This is a genomic window from Phycisphaera sp. (genome assembly GCA_025916675.1).
Classification (GTDB): Bacteria; Planctomycetota; Phycisphaerae; order Phycisphaerales; family UBA1924; genus JAHCJI01.
This window is the reverse complement of record CP098402.1, coordinates 105,338-119,874: the sequence shown is the minus strand read 5'-3', so window position 1 is coordinate 119,874 and position 14,537 is coordinate 105,338. Positions and strand designations below refer to the sequence as shown.

11 protein-coding genes are annotated in these 14,537 nt (G+C 68.5%); 9 read left to right on the top strand and 2 right to left on the bottom strand.

What is annotated here, in order from left to right:
- Positions 1 to 29: 29 nt before the first annotated feature.
- A complete protein-coding gene (locus NCW75_00490) occupies positions 30 to 1,310 on the bottom strand; it encodes a hypothetical protein (protein ID UYV12782.1) in 1,281 nt (426 codons plus the stop codon).
- Between the two features lie 556 nt (positions 1,311 to 1,866).
- On the opposite strand from NCW75_00490, the gene NCW75_00485 reads away from it, so the two are divergent.
- Together NCW75_00485 and NCW75_00480 are read left to right on the top strand one after the other, a co-directional pair.
- A complete protein-coding gene (locus NCW75_00485; protein UYV12781.1) occupies positions 1,867 to 2,814 on the top strand; it encodes a hypothetical protein in 948 nt (315 codons plus the stop codon).
- Positions 2,815 to 2,872: 58 nt separating this feature from the next.
- A complete protein-coding gene (locus tag NCW75_00480) occupies positions 2,873 to 3,304 on the top strand; it encodes an OsmC family protein (GenBank protein UYV12780.1) in 432 nt (143 codons plus the stop codon).
- Between the two features lie 41 nt (positions 3,305 to 3,345).
- Here NCW75_00480 and NCW75_00475 read toward each other — a convergent pair whose 3' ends face one another.
- On the bottom strand, positions 3,346 to 4,629 hold the full coding sequence (locus NCW75_00475; GenBank protein UYV12779.1) for a hypothetical protein: 1,284 nt from the start codon (positions 4,627 to 4,629) through the stop codon (positions 3,346 to 3,348).
- A 101-nt stretch (positions 4,630 to 4,730) separates the two neighbouring features.
- Between NCW75_00475 and NCW75_00470 the strand changes: the two genes are divergently transcribed.
- From NCW75_00470 to lptE, 7 genes are all read left to right on the top strand, one after another.
- Entirely contained in the window at positions 4,731 to 5,465 is a 735-nt protein-coding gene (locus NCW75_00470; protein UYV12778.1) for a 16S rRNA (uracil(1498)-N(3))-methyltransferase, read from the top strand.
- Positions 5,466 to 5,599: 134 nt separating this feature from the next.
- Complete coding sequence (locus NCW75_00465) at positions 5,600 to 9,796, top strand: hypothetical protein (GenBank protein UYV12777.1); 4,197 nt, start codon at positions 5,600 to 5,602, stop codon at positions 9,794 to 9,796.
- A 5-nt stretch (positions 9,797 to 9,801) separates the two neighbouring features.
- On the top strand, positions 9,802 to 10,827 hold the full coding sequence (locus NCW75_00460) for a terpene cyclase/mutase family protein (protein ID UYV14205.1): 1,026 nt from the start codon (positions 9,802 to 9,804) through the stop codon (positions 10,825 to 10,827).
- A 36-nt stretch (positions 10,828 to 10,863) separates the two neighbouring features.
- Positions 10,864 to 12,075, top strand: coding sequence for a hypothetical protein (locus NCW75_00455; GenBank protein ID UYV12776.1), 1,212 nt, complete (start codon positions 10,864 to 10,866; stop codon positions 12,073 to 12,075).
- A gap of 196 nt (positions 12,076 to 12,271) precedes the next feature.
- Positions 12,272 to 12,970, top strand: a complete 699-nt coding sequence (locus NCW75_00450; protein UYV12775.1) for a hypothetical protein — start codon at positions 12,272 to 12,274, stop codon at positions 12,968 to 12,970.
- Between the two features lie 50 nt (positions 12,971 to 13,020).
- Positions 13,021 to 14,001, top strand: a complete 981-nt coding sequence (locus tag NCW75_00445) for a hypothetical protein (protein ID UYV12774.1) — start codon at positions 13,021 to 13,023, stop codon at positions 13,999 to 14,001.
- Positions 13,998 to 14,510 carry an LPS assembly lipoprotein LptE gene (gene lptE, locus NCW75_00440; GenBank protein ID UYV12773.1) on the top strand — a complete coding sequence of 171 codons (513 nt, stop codon included), beginning with the start codon at positions 13,998 to 14,000 and terminating at the stop codon, positions 14,508 to 14,510. Before NCW75_00445 ends, lptE begins: the two co-directional genes overlap by 4 nt.
- Positions 14,511 to 14,537 lie beyond the last annotated feature (27 nt).

The following is a 14,537-nucleotide window of genomic DNA, read 5'->3' as shown; positions in this document are numbered from 1 at the left end:
CCTGCCGAAGGAGAAAGCTTGAGTCGTGCTTACGCGGCGTCGCGCTGGCCCACGTTGATCGTGGTGCCAGCGGCGTTGCGCAGCTCGCTGGGGTTGCCGTGGGCGGTGAAGCCCGGGCCCTGGAAGCCGACCGGGAAGCCGGGCTGGCCGAAGCCGTTGAACACCTGGCCGGTCGTGTTGAAGGGCTGGCCGACGGGCGTGTTCCAGCCCTGGTTTCCGAATTGTCCGGCCACGAGCTGCGTGGGCAGGGTGCTATAGCCGGTCACGCCGACGGGCACGAAGCCCGGCTGCGACTGGTTCAGGGTACCGGTGTTCACGCCGGTGCCGACGCCGGTGGTGCTGTTGGTGGTGTTCCCGGTGATCGGGTTCACGGGGCTGCCGCCGCTCACCGGCGAGTAGCCGCCGACGCCCTGGCCGTTGTAGCTCGGGGTGCCGAAGCCGTTGAACGAGCCCGTGCTGCCGCTGATCGGCGAGCCAACAAAGCCGCTGGGGATGCCGCCGCCAAATCCGGTCAGGCCGGGCTGGACGAACTGCGAGTTCCAGGGCGTGAAACCGCCGCTGATGGGCTGGCCATAGACACCGCCGAAGGGCGTGCCGATCGGCGAGAAGCCACCGAAGCCGCTGGTGATGTCGGTACCCAGGCCGTTGGTCCAGCCGGTGTTGATGCCACCGTTGAAGCCCCAGGGGCTCAGGCCGAACTGGTTGAAGCTCTGCCCGCCAAAGGGCGTGCCGAACGACGAGCCGAAGGGCGTCGAGAACGAACCGAAGCGACCGCCGAGGGCCGACCAATCGCCGGTGGACAAGCCAGTCGGCAGGCCGCCGAAGTTGCTGGCAAACGGGGTGTTGAACTGGCCGCCAAACGGCGAGATGCCGGTCGACCCGAACGGCGAACCGAACGAGCCGAACTGGCTGGTCACGGGGCTACCAAACTGGCCGCCAGCAAAACCGAACTGGCCACCGAACGGGGTGTTGAAGCCCTGGTTCCAGATGGGCTGGCCAAAGGCCGGCTGGCCGAAGCCCAAGCCGCCGATGGGCGAACTGGCGAACGGCGTGGTGGGCGAACCGAACTGGCCGCCAAACTGGCTCGCGATCGGGCTGCCAAAAGTGCCACCAATGGGGCCGCCAAACTGGCCGGCGAACGGGGTCGAGAACGGGCCAAAACTGTTGTTGAACATGGGGATTCCAATCTGGCCGAAACCGGCGCTGTTGAATGGGCTGCTGAACGGAGAAGCAAACGACGAAACGAACGGGGTGCCGAGGGAGCCGGCAAACAGGGTGGCGCTCGGGGCGCCGTTGATCAGGCTGTCCATGCGAACAACTCTCCTTATGTCGCGCCAACCGTCGCCGGCGGGCAACCGAGCCCCCAAGAGCGCGCGACCATCGCGCAACCCCGATCGGGGCCCAACCTCGTGTCTCAATAACCCAAAGTGATGAACGTGCCAGCCGGCCTCCTGCCCTGGCTGGCACCCCTTGTTTCGGCTCCCCAAGCCGGGGACTTTGCCCGATCCGCGTAATCCCGATTTTTTTCGCCGAACGCGCAGTTTCCGCCTGTAGCTTGCCGCCCCGTCCGGCTCGCATCGGCGTACTTCCACCCATCACGGAACAAACCACGGGCCTCGGGCGTCCAATCCCATGGCGGCACACCATCGCCCGCCACCCTGCAACGCCTGCCCGGTTCAGCGGTACACAGATGGAGCCCACAACCGGCGGCCCGGAGCCGCCGATAGGATGACCAGCGGCCACACCCCCGGCCGCACCGACATCCGGGCAGGAAACCAAGGGCCCCACGACGAGTGGCGGCCCGACCGAGCCGGCAAACGGGTGCCCGCATCCCACCCGTTCAACCGTCCGATAAAGGAGGCCGCCATGCGTCGCCCCAGTTCGTCCCGCACCACTCCCGCGCTCGCCCTCGGCTTGGCCGCGCTCCTGGCCGGCCCGGCGGTCGCCCAGACAACCCCCGCTACGGGCGAAGCCGGCGCCCCCGCGCAGTACACCAGGACAAGCGCCAAGCCCGAGGCCATCACGCTGTCGCGCATGATGAAGCCCATCACCGCCGACTTCCAGGACCTGACACTCCGCGCCGTCATGGACTACATCGTCGATCAGACCGGCGCCAACCTCGAGATCTTCTGGTTCGACGAGCGCTCAGGCGTGGGCCTCGACCCCGAGCAGATCATCAGCCTGAAGGTCGAGAACCTGCCGGCGATCACCGTGCTCGAGCGCGTGCTGACCAAGGCCGAGGACGCCTTCGGCAGCGGCAACAACTGGCAGATGACCGAGTGGGGCGAGATGCAGGTCGGCCCCACCACCCGCCTGAACCGCTTCAACCGCACCGTGATCTACGACATCAACGACCTGCTGTTGGTGCTGCCCGAGTATCCCGAGGTTCCGCAGATTGACCTCCAGCAGGCCCTCCAGAGCAGCCAGGGCGGCGGCGGGCAGAGCCCGTTCCAGGATCAGGGCGGGGGTGAAACCGAGGAGCAGCCCATCGAGGAGCGTGCCGAAGAGATCCTCACCCTCATCCAAGACCTGGTCGAGCCCGATCACTGGATCGAGAACACCCGTGGCTCGATCCGCTACTTCAAGGGCACGATCATCGTGCGGGCGCCCGACTACGTGCACCGCGGAATCGTCGGCTACACCTACTGGCCCACGCGCCGCATCAGCGCTGTGGTCGAGGGACGCCGCTACGTCACCATGGGCGTCGACACCGGCATTTCCACGATCGACGGCTTCGGCCAGCAGCCCGTGAGCGCGGTCGTCGGCGGCCGCATCGTCTCCAGCGACCCGGCCGACCCCGGAGGCGGCGGCTAAACGAGCCACAACAACGCTGACCCGCCCGAGCACGTAGGCTCTGCCAAGGAGAACATCCATGGCAGAGCCTCGCGTCGTTCGTGTCAGCATCGGCAAGGACCACTACCACACCGACATCACCGCCGGCGGGCACACGCTGGTGGCCGACGAGCCCAAGAGCGTGGGCGGCACCGACGACGGGCCCGATCCCTACGCCCTGCTGCTCTCGGCCCTGGGCGCGTGCAAGGCGATCACCGTCCGCATGTACGCCGACCGCAAGGGATGGCCGCTCGACCGGCTCGAGATCGACCTGAGCCACCAACGCCAGCACGCCAAGGACTGCGAAGACTGCGAGCAAGAAGATGGCATTATCAGCGTGATCGAGTGCACGCTCTCGGCCCATGGCGACCTGACCGACGAGCAACGCTCACGGCTGACCGAGATCGCCGACAAGTGCCCGGTGCACAAGACCATCACCGGCGCGAACCACATCCGCACCAAGCTGACCTAAGTCAGATCCCAGCCGAGCCGCGTACGTGAGCACGCCAACCATCACCCCTCACTCGGCGCAACGATCGTCGGCTGAGGCGTCTCGGGCGGAGGCTGGGGCGGATTGTGCCACAACACCAGATACGTCCACACGCACCCGGCCAGGAACGCCTGCACCAGACCAACCCACCCGACAATCTGCTTCACGTGCGGCTTGTCCTTCAACGGCGCACTCGCACGAGTCGCGCCCGCCACGGCCAGCGTGCCCGCTCGCACCATCGCCTTCTCGGCAACCGGCTTCGCAACCCGTATCGCACGCTCGGCGTGCAGCTTCCAGCCCTGCTTTGGATGGGGCGCAGGCGCGACCGGCTTTGTCACGATCTCGGGCTCGGGGGCGGGCTCGGCCTTCGCCTGTTCGGGGACGGCGGCGGAGGGTGCCGGAGCCGACTCGGCTTGGGGCGTCTCGACGGATTCGCTCGCGGCGACCGGCTCGGGCTGGTCGCCCTCGGCTAGCTGCGCGTCGGCCAGAGCCGCGAGTTGCTCGTCGAGCTCGCCGATCAGTTCCGCTTCATCGGTCGGCAGGTTCGGCGAGCGGTCTTCGGGCTCGGCCAGAGCATCAGCCCGCAACAGCGAGTCTTCGGCATCTTGGAGCGACTCTTCGGGTAATTCGAGCGGCTCGGCCGACTCGTCGACACCCATCTCGGCCAGCGGATCCTCGAACTCGCCTGAAGCTAGCAGCGACTCGAGCTCCTCGTCGAGTTCTTCTTCCAGATTCAACGGGCCTACCGGCGCGCCGTCGATGTCGTCGGTGGGCGGCTTCTCGTAGCGCTCGGGCTCGATCAGCAAACCATCATCGAGCTGGGTGTCGTCTCCGGCAGCCTCAGCTTCAGACGCGGGCTCGGATGCGGCTCCAACCTCGGGCTCGGATTCAGGTTTGGGATCGACACCCTCGGGTTGGGATTCGACTTCTTGCTCGGGCTCGGCGTCCGCCACAGGCTCTGGCGCGTTCGCCTCCTCGACAACCGATTCGGGTTCGTCGACCACCTCGGCCTCGGCAGTCGGCTCGGGCTGGACCTCTGGCTCGGCCACCTCTGCTTCGGCTTCGGCTTCAGGCTCGGGCTCGGGCTCGGCTTCGGTTTCCGGCTCTGGCGCGACCGGCGTGGGGGATTCTGGTTTCGGGTCCGGCTTGGCGGCCGGTTCTTCGGCCAGCAACTCGGCCAGCGGCTTGTCGAGGGCCGAACCCACGCGGGCCACCTCACTCGACGAAGTCTCCAGCGCATCAAGCAGGGCATCGAGCCGCTCGCCGATATCCTCGATCTTCGAGATGTCCTCGGCTTGTCGTGCCATAGGCCGCAGCGTTCATCGACCGAATCGGACCCCGACTGAAGATCTCGGACCTGCCCAACTTCCCGTCCGAGAACCCAAGTTCACAACCATAGAGCCCCGACATGCACCACCTCATCGTCGACACCCTCGACCCGGCCCAGACCGAGATGGCCATCGAGGGCGAGCAAGCCCGCCACGCAATCCGAGTCCGCAGGATGGAATCAGGGGAGCCCCTCATTCTGATGGATGGTGCCGGCCGCACGGCCGAGGCGGTGATCGACGGTACCGATAAAAATGGACCCCAACACTCGTGGAGACTCCTGGTCGGGATTACCCGGCATCGCGAGCACCCGCGCCCGAGCCCCGAGGTCAACATCCTGTGCCCGGCTCCCAAGGGCGACCTGATGGAAACCATGATCGACGAGCTCAGCCAGGCCGGGGCGGCGAGCTGGCGGCCGCTGGAAACCCAGCGCACCGAGCGTCAGCCCAAGCAGGCCAAGATGGATCGCCTCGCCAGGATCACCCGGGAGGCCGCCAAGCAGTGCGGCCGGCCCTGGTATCTCGAATTGGCCGACGGCGTCGCCTTCGAGGACGCCATCACGCTGCCAGGGGCCGTGCTGGCGGATGCGGGGGGAGCCACGCCCACGCGGGTTCTTGCTGATGCTCCGTCGGAGACGTGGTCGCGGGGCATCCACGTGCTGGTGGGCCCCGAGGGCGGCTTTTCGGACCAGGAGCGAAGCATGGCCCGGGATGCCGGGTTGGCCACCGTGGGCCTGGGGCCGCACGTGCTCCGCATCGGCACGGCCTCGGTCGTAGCGGCCAGCGGGTTCGTGATGGCCGCCCGGGAGTCCTGGTGACAAACCCGTGACCGGCCGATCGCAACGGGCCGGGGGTTGGGACGTATCCCTTATAGATCGCGCCCTTGTCAGGCGGGCGCCGGTCGAGCCGATAGCCTGTCGTAGACGCCTCTTTGCCCCGCGGAGCCCACGCCATGGCCAGCACGCAAACCGGACACGCAAGCGCCAGGAAGCTGCTGGGCCGCCTGTCGCGGATCCGGCGTGAGGCGAGGCTGCTGCTGGTCTCGCGTCGTCTGGGCTGGACGATCGCGGCGGTGCTCGCGGGATTGGCGCTGGTGGGCCTGTTCGACTTCGCGGCCCGGCTGCCCCAATGGGTGCGCTACGCGGCGCTCTTCGGGGCCCTCGCCGGCGGCGGCTGGGCGCTGGTGCAGTTTGTGTGGCCCGCGTTGCGGATGAGCCCGAGCCTGACCGATGTCGCGCTACGACTCGAGAGCGGCCGGCCCGACCTGAAGGGGCGGCTGGCCAGCGCGACCGATCTTGCCCGCAGCGGCACGCTCGAGCCGCGATACGAGCCATTGCTGGACAACCTCTCGCGTGACTCGCTGCCCGACCTGATGAAGCGCCCGCCCACGCTCCGCGCCCTTGGCGTGTGCCTGCTGGTCGTCGCGTCGATCGCGACGTACGCCGGCATGCAACCCGACATGGCCAGGCTGGGCGCCACGCGCGTGCTCGCGCCGTGGACCGGTGTGAAGTGGCCGTCGCGGACGGCCGTAGAACTCGCCGAACTGCCGAGGTTCCACCCGCTGGGCGATCCGATCGCTATCCGTGGCCTGCTGACACGCACCGATCGGCCGGTCGGCCGCACGCGCGTCGAGGCGTGGTACCGCCTCGACGGCGGAGCGCCCCAGAAGCTCGCGCTCACCAGCCAGGGCGATCCCGCCAGCAACGCGGGCCCCGAAGTGTTCGAGCGCTTGGTCAATCCGGCCGCCGAAGCGCTGCGGCAGACCCAGCGCGTGACGATGGAGTTGTGGCTGGAGACCAGCGACGACCGGACCGACACCACGACGATCGAACTTGTGCGGCCGCCTCGCGTGATCCAAGCCAGCGCGCGTGTCGAACCGCCGGCCTACGCCCAGGACGCCTCGGGCGCGCGCGTGCTGGGGCTTGGCCGCCAGAGCGAACGCATGCCACTGGCTTTGGGCGGAGAGGATACCGCCGTGCTGGGCCCGGTGCTGGCCGGCTCGGTGGTCGAGATCGACCTGCGATTCAACACGGCCGCGACGCCCGACCTCTCGATGGGCGTCTCCGACGGCACAGGAAGCGAACAAAACGTGAGCATCGAGCCCATGGCCGACGGCCTCGGTGCTGTGGTTCGGCTCGAAGCATCCACGCCGGCATCGCTCTCAATCGAACTCGGTGACGAGCTTGGCATCACGTCCAGGCGGCCGCTGGTGATCGCCCTGGACGTGCTGGCCGACGCCGATCCGACGGTGGCCGTGCTGGAACCGGCGCAGGATGAGTCGGTGCTGCCGACGGCCACGCTGCCGATGGTGGGCGAAGGCCGTGACGATTTTGGGCTGGTCTCGGTGGTGCTGGTTGCCGAACGCGCGACGCCGCCCGCGGGCAGCCAGGGTGCGCCGCCCGAGCCGGTGGGCGAGACCATGGAGCTTGCTCGATGGAGCGACACAACCGCCCCCCTCGAAGCGCGCGCGGCGGCGGTCGTCGAACTGACACGATTCGACCTGGATCCGGGTGATGAGTTGCTCGTGACCGCGCTGGCCGCCGACCTCCGTGGCGGCAAGGCGGTCGAGTCGGCCACGCGTCGGATCCGGATCATCGGCGAGAGCGAACTCGTCGACCAGTTGCGCGCCGAGATGGCCGCCGTGCGCGAGAGCGCCAAGCGCCTCGATCGCGCCCAGGGCGACGTGCTCGATGGGGCGGCCCAGCTTGGCGAGGCCCGCAACACCGACGATGACGGCGACCTGGCGCGCGATCAGGGTGACCTGACCAGCCAGCTCTCCCGCCAGGCTGAGACGGTGCGCGAGGTGGCCGAGCGGGCCGAGCGCAACGCGCTGGACGACCAGGAACTCGACGAGCTCTTGCGGCTGGCCGAGGAGCACCTGAACGCGGCGGCCGAGCAATCGGACCGGGCCGAGGCGTCGCTCGGGCAATCGGGCCGGGCGCAGAGCGAGGACGAGCAGCAGCGGGCCCGAGAGGCCGCCGAGCGCGCGCAAGAGCGGGTTCGTGACGAGTTGGGTGGATTAGTCGGATTACTCTCGCGCGACGAGGACGAGTGGCTCGCGCGGCGTGACCTCGATCGGTTGATCGAGCAGCAGCGTGAACTCCAGGAACAAACGGCCCAGGCCGAGACGCAGACCGCCGGCCAGTCGCTCGACCAGCTCTCGCCCGAGGACCGCTCGCGCGTGGAGCAGATCGCCCAGCGCCAGGCCGAGCTTGCGAGACGCGCCCAGGAGGCGCTCGACCAGCTCGCCGACCGGGCCGAGGCGATCGCCGAGAGCGATCCGGCTCGCGCCGAGACGCTGCGCGAGGCGGCCGAGCGCGGGCGCGAGGGCGAGGCCCCGCGTGAGATGCAACAGGCCGCCCAGCAGGCCGAGCAGAACCAGATGTCGTCGGCCCAGCAGAGCCAGCAGCGGGCGCTCGACGCGCTCGAGGACGTGACCGAGCGGCTGGACGAGGCCGGGCAGGACCGCGACAAGGAACTGCGGCGCGTGCTGGCCGAGCTTTCGGCGGCGATCGAGGCGTTGATCGCGCGGCAGGAGACCGAGATCAACCGCCTCGAAGCGGCGCAGGCGGCGCGCACGTTCGACGGGCTCGACGTGGCGATGATCGGCATCTCGCGTGACACGGCGGCGCTGGCCCAGGATCGGGCCGCGGGCGACGAAGCGCTGGCCGGGATCGCACGCAAGCTGCTGGATGCGGCCGAGTCGCAGGACGCGTCGATCGTCGCGCTGCGGTCGAACCCGCTCGACGACGCCGAGGCCTTGTTGCGAGAGCGTGAGAGCCTGGAGCACCTGCAAGCCGCACTCGACGAGGCTCGGGTGCTCGACGAGCAGGCCCGCCAGCGCGAGCTGCAACGCCAGCGGCAGGAGCTGCGCAAGGCCTATGCCGAGGCGCTGGCCGCCCAGGCGACCCTGCGCGACGAGACCGCGTCGTACGCCGACCAGGAGCTGTCGCGGCGGCAGCAGATCCTGGTGCGCCGCCTGGGTGGGCGGCAGAAGAAGCTACACGCCGAGCTCGACGACGTGCGCAAGAGCACCGAGGGCCTCGACGAGGCGACGGCGTTCCGGCTCGCGCACGATCGCATCGATCGCGCGGCCGAGCGGGCGAGCGATTTGCTCGAGGGCGGCACGGTGTCGGGCGACACGCTGTACTCGCAGGACACGATCATCGCGGTGCTGCGCGGGCTGATCGAGGCGCTCGACAGCAGCACGCAGCGCGGCGAGCGGGAGTTCGCCGACGCGAACGAGGGCGGCAACCAGGGCTCGGGCCAGCCCGGCCAGCAGGGAGAAGAAGAGGGCGTCGTGCCGCCGATGGCCGAGCTTCTGTTGCTTCGGACCATGCAGGTCGAGGCGGCGCAGATGACGCGGGCGATCGACGACGGCGTGCTCGGGCCCGAACGGATCGAGGACGCGGGGCTCTTGCAGCGTGAGTTGAGCGAGGCGGCCAGCGAGCTCGTGCAGCGCTTGAACGAGCAATCTGGGCAGCAAGACCCCGCCGGCGCGGCGCCGCGGTGGCCGCTGGGTTTTGGTATGCAGGAGCAGGACACGCAGCCAAGCGAGCCTGAGCAGAGCGAGCCCCAGCAGAGTGGCGATGAGCCCACGCTCGACGAGTTGCTCGGCATCACCAACCCCGGCGATGTCAGCGAGCGGCCCGACGGCGACCTCGAACGCGAACTCGAGGGCGGGCTGGCGGGCGCGTTCCTGCGTGCTGTCGACCTGATGGAGCGGGCGTCGACGCGGCTCGATGGCGATCGCGAGACTGGCCTGGCAACGCAGCGTGTGCAGGAAGAGGCGATTGCCGCGCTCGACCAATTGATCGAAGCTGCCCGCAACCAGCAGAACCAGCAACAACAGCAGCAGCAACAGCAACAACAGAACCAGCAGCAACAGCAACAGGCCCCCCAGCAGCAACAGCAACAACAGGGCGACATGCAGGAGACACAGCAGAATCCCGATCCGCAAGGTGTGCAAGGCCGGCCGCAGCAGGGCGGGGCACTGGGCGACGAGGCTGCCGTAGGCGCCACGTGGGGCGCTCTGCCGCCGCGCGTGCGTGAGGCGTTGCGGCAGGGCTCGTCCGACGCCTACAGCGCGGTGTACCGCGCGATCACCGAGGCGTACTACCGCCGGTTGGCCGAGGAGGCTGGGCGTTGAAACGAGTGGCGTGTGTGTTGGCGATGGTGGCGCTGTGCGGCGTGGCGGCTCTGGCGCAGGAAGCCCCGGTGCCCGCCGACCCGATGGTGGAGATCACGCCCGAGCTCGACGAGAGCGTGGCGCTCGGGCTCACGTTCCTGGCCAGCCAGCAGAACCCCGACGGGTCGTTCGGCGACGGCGCGTGGGGACGCGGGATCGCGGTCACGTCGCTGGCGGCCCTCGCGTTCATGGCCGACGGGCAGATGCCCGACCGTGGGCAGCACGGAGAGGTCATCCGCAAGGCGCTCGAGTACGTGCTCGATCGATCGGGCGAGAGCGGGCTGCTGGCCGATGACCAGGCGCCCAGCCCGATGTACGGGCACGGGTTCGCCGCGCTGTTCCTGGGCGAGGTCTACGGCATGAGCGGGGGCGACGAGGCCCAGCGGGAGCGTCTGCACGAGGCGCTGGTGAAAGCCGTGCGCTTGATCGAACGCTCGCAGAACGACGAGGGCGGCTGGCGGTACAACCCCGTGCCGACCGACGCGGACGTGAGCGTCACTATCTGCCAGGTGATGGCGTTGCGCTCGGCCCGGAACGCGGGCATCGAGGTGAGCAGCGAGGTCATCGACAACGCGGTGGACTACGTCAAGCGGTGCCAGAACCCCGACGGTGGGTTTCGCTACCAGGAGCGGAACGGGTCGAGCGCGTGGCCCAGGTCGGCCGCGGGCGTGGCCACGTTGTACTACGCCGGCGAATTCACCGACGAGGCGATCGATCCGGGGGTGAACTACCTCATCCGCGAGGCGCTGCCGGGGCAGGGCTTGCGGCGCGGGTACTTCTACTACGGGCACTATTACGCCGTGCAGGCCATGTTCTTGGCCGGCGGAGACGCGTGGCGCACGTGGTGGCCCGCGGCTCGGCGGGAGTTGATCGACCTGCAAGACGGCAACGGCGCATGGCCCGATCGCACGGTAGGGACGGCTTATGGGACGGCCATGGCACTCATCGTCTTGCAAATGCCCAAGCGGTACCTGCCGATCTATCAGAAGTAGGACAGCAGCAGCATGACCAGAATTACGAGGGCGTCCATGAGCCAACGCACGAGTCCATCACGGCTGTTCATTGCTTCGAGTATTGCGCTGCTCGCGGCCGTTCCGAGCGTGCGCGGCCAGGCGTCGCCCGATCGCGTCGTGATCGACTCGGAGCTCGGACGCCAGCTCGTGACCGAGGTGCGTTTCGAGGAAGGGCGGATCTCGTACGAGCGCGGCGGCCAGACCCAGAGCATGGCACTCGACGGGTCGGTCGTGGCGCTCGTGGAGCCCAGCGGCGTCGCGCCCCGGCCGCGGGATTCGTGGATCGAGCTGGCCGACGGGCAGCGGTTCGTGGGCATGCCGGTGTACCTGAGCACCGCCGAGGCGGCCGCGTTCGAGGAAGCGACGGGAGACATCGGGCTGGCGTGGAGCACCCCGCTGCTGGGCACCCTGCGTGTCCCGCTCGACGCGCTGCGTCGGATCGTGCTGAGCGAGAACTCGACGCCCGCCAAGTACGACGAACTGAATGACGTGCTGGTGCTGGCCAATGGCGACCGCCCACGCGGCCTGCTTGAGCGGGTCTGGCCCGACGTCGTGCTGGACGTGGACGGGCAATCACGCACGTTCGAGCTGACGGCGATCTCGTCGATCACGCTGGCCAACCCCGATGCCGAGCATGCCGGCTCGCGTGTGTGGCTCAGCGACGGATCGATCGTGGCTGCGAATGGCATCGAGACCGTGCCCGATGGCGTCGAATTGGATCTGGGCCAGCCCCTGGGCAACGACCACCAGATGCTGGTGCCCCTCACCATGAACGAGGTGCTGGCGGTGGCCTTCGAGAGCGGCGGCGTCCGGCCGCTGGCCGATCTGGGCACCCCGAAGTGGACAGAACTGGCCGGATGGACGCTCCCGCCGGTGGTGGGAGACCCGAATCGGATCCTGCTCGGCTCGTCCGACGTGGAACTCGTTGGCCCGGTGGCCGCGTCATGGGCGTTGCCCTCGGGCGTCCGCCGCGTGGCGATCCGGGCGAGGCTCCGGGACGACTGCCGGGTCTGGGGTGACTGCGGCGTGACCGTCCGGATCGGCGAGGTCGCCGAACTCACCGAGCGGCTGCACGGCGAGCGGCCCGAGGCGACCTTCACCATCGATGTGCCCGCCGGCATGCCTTTCGGCGAGCTCGAGGTCCGCGTCGAGGAGGGCCAGGGCGGGACCATCCAGGACCGCGTGATGCTGGACGGGTTCGTCCTGTTGTCGAACACCACCGGCTGAAACACCGCCAGACGGGTGGGAATGGACTGATTGGCGCGGTTTTTGCGCCAGTTACTGGCCATTCACGATTCTTGTTGTACCTTGCTTACTGGAGAGTTCGGTGGGTGTGTGCGCCCCGCCGGCGTAGACGCAAGCGCGTCAGCGTTTGCCGTTGCGCGATTGGCTGTGGGTGCGACCGCGCAACTGGGAGGTGGAGATGTCACGCCTTTGGGCTGGAGTTCGTAGGGTCGGAAGCGTGGTTGGGGCGACGCTCATGGCCGCCTCGTCGGCCAGCGGTCAGATCGATCCCGGCGACATGGGCATCCGCACCATACACGCCGACGAAACCGCCAGCGTGGCGCTCAAGGCGTTCTCGCGGACCGGCGAAGAGATCATCCACGGCGGCGAACAATCCATCCAACTCGACCAGGCGTTCCAGAGTATCGGCCCGCTGCTTGGCGGTCCGGACGTGGTCGAGGCCAAGTGGTCGGAGATCCGCGGCACCGGCCTGAACGTGATCCAGTTCGAGTTCCGCTCTCGCGATGGCAGCGCCCTGGTACCCAGCGACTACCTGATCGAGGGTGAAGAGGCCGAATTCATCGGCTGGGAGATCGGCGGGAGCGATCCGATTGAGTTCCTCGACTTCGCCGGTGATATCACGGTGACCGAGTACAAGATCTTCGTGAGCGAGAACGGCGGCATCGACTTCACCGTGTTCGATCTGACCAGCTCGTTCCTGAACCCCTGGGACGGCACCGACATGGACCGCACGCTCCCGCTGCGGACTCCCGGCGGGCCGGTCGAGTACAACCTGATGATCGTGGAATACGAGTACGAGTACACCGTGCCCGCCCCCGCGACGCTGACGCTGCTGAGCGGCCTGGGCCTCACGGGCCTGCGACGCCGCCGGGGCTGAAACGCCCGAATCCCTCCCCTCGCGGGAGGCACACCGATCTATACTGGGCCATGTGCGATCTGAAGCGCGTGGCCTTGTTCTTTTTTGTGTGCGTGGTGCTTGTCGGCCCGGCGATCGCCCAACGCACCGAGCTCGAGCTCTCGCAGCGGGGCTGGGAGGCCGCCCAGGCCACCGAGCCCATGGACGAGGACGAGGCCTACATACGCGAGGCCTGGGCGATCCTGCTCGGCGGGCAGCCCGGCAAGGCCAAGACGATGCTCACCACCTGGCTGCGCGAGAACCGCTCGGGCACGAACCAGTGGATCCCGCTGGCCCTCCTCGTGCGCGGCGATGCCAAGGTGGCCCTCGACGACGAGTACGACGCGCTCTACGACTACGAGGAGATCGCGCTCAAGTACGCCGGCAGCCCCGAATTCGTCAAGGCCGCCGAGCGTGAGATGGCCATCGCCATCGATTACATCGAGGGCAAGCGGCGTAAGTTCCTCGGCCTGCGCATCAGCAGCGCGCGGCGCGATGGCGAAGAGTTTCTGACACGAATCGCCGAACGCTTGCCGGGCAGCCAACTCGCCGAGCGCGCGATGCTCGAGCTCGGCGCCCACTACAGGCGGACGGGCGAATTCGGACTGGCCCGGGACGTGTACAGCATCTTCCTCGAAGCCTTCCCGACGTCGACGTTCTACCGGGCGGTGCTGCTGGCCCGTATCGAAGCGACCTTCGCCCAGTACAACGGGCCGGAGTACGACGGCTCGGGGCTCATCGAGACCGAGGAACTGCTGGACGTGTACGAGAGCAAGTACCCCGGCGACCTCGAGGTCAGGGCCGAGCTCGACGCCCTGCGCGTGCGCATCGACGAGAGCCAGGGGAAGCACCTGCTGGTCACCGCCCAGGTCTACCTCCAACGGGGCGAGAAGGCATCGGCGCGCTACGTGCTCCGGCGGCTGCTCAGCGATCACCCAAGGACGACGGCCGCGCAGGAGGCGATCGACATGCTCCGCGACTGTGGCTGGCTGCGCGAGGGAGAGATTTCTTGAAGCCGCTCCTGCTGGCCGTGGCTCTCGGATTGGCGGCGGTCGGCTTCGGCTGCGCGAGCGATCCGACCCAGGGGTACAGCTTCTCGTCCTCGTACGATGCGCGGGTCGAGAGCATCGCGGTCAACGTGTTCCAGAACGAGACGTTCCACCCCGGCCTCGAGACCGACGTGACCGGGGCGTTGATCCGCCGTGTCCAGCGCGACACACCCTGGAACGTCACCAGCGCTGGAACGGCCCAGACGACCCTGAGCGGGACCATCCGCGACGTGCAGATCCGCCGGCTGACCCAGGACACCGATGGCGGCATCACCCAGCAGGCCGCCGTGCGGGTGGTGGCCGACTTCGAGTGGCGGAGCAACGTCACCGGGCGTGTCCTGGCGCGGCAGATCAACGTCGCCGTGACCGAATCGTTCATCCCCGCCGCGGGCGAGCCGCTAGAGGTCGGGCTCTCGGCAGCCGCCGACGAACTGGCGGGGGTGATCCTGGAAGCCATGCGTTCGGTATGGTAACGATCCTGGCGGCCGTTTCGGGCGTAT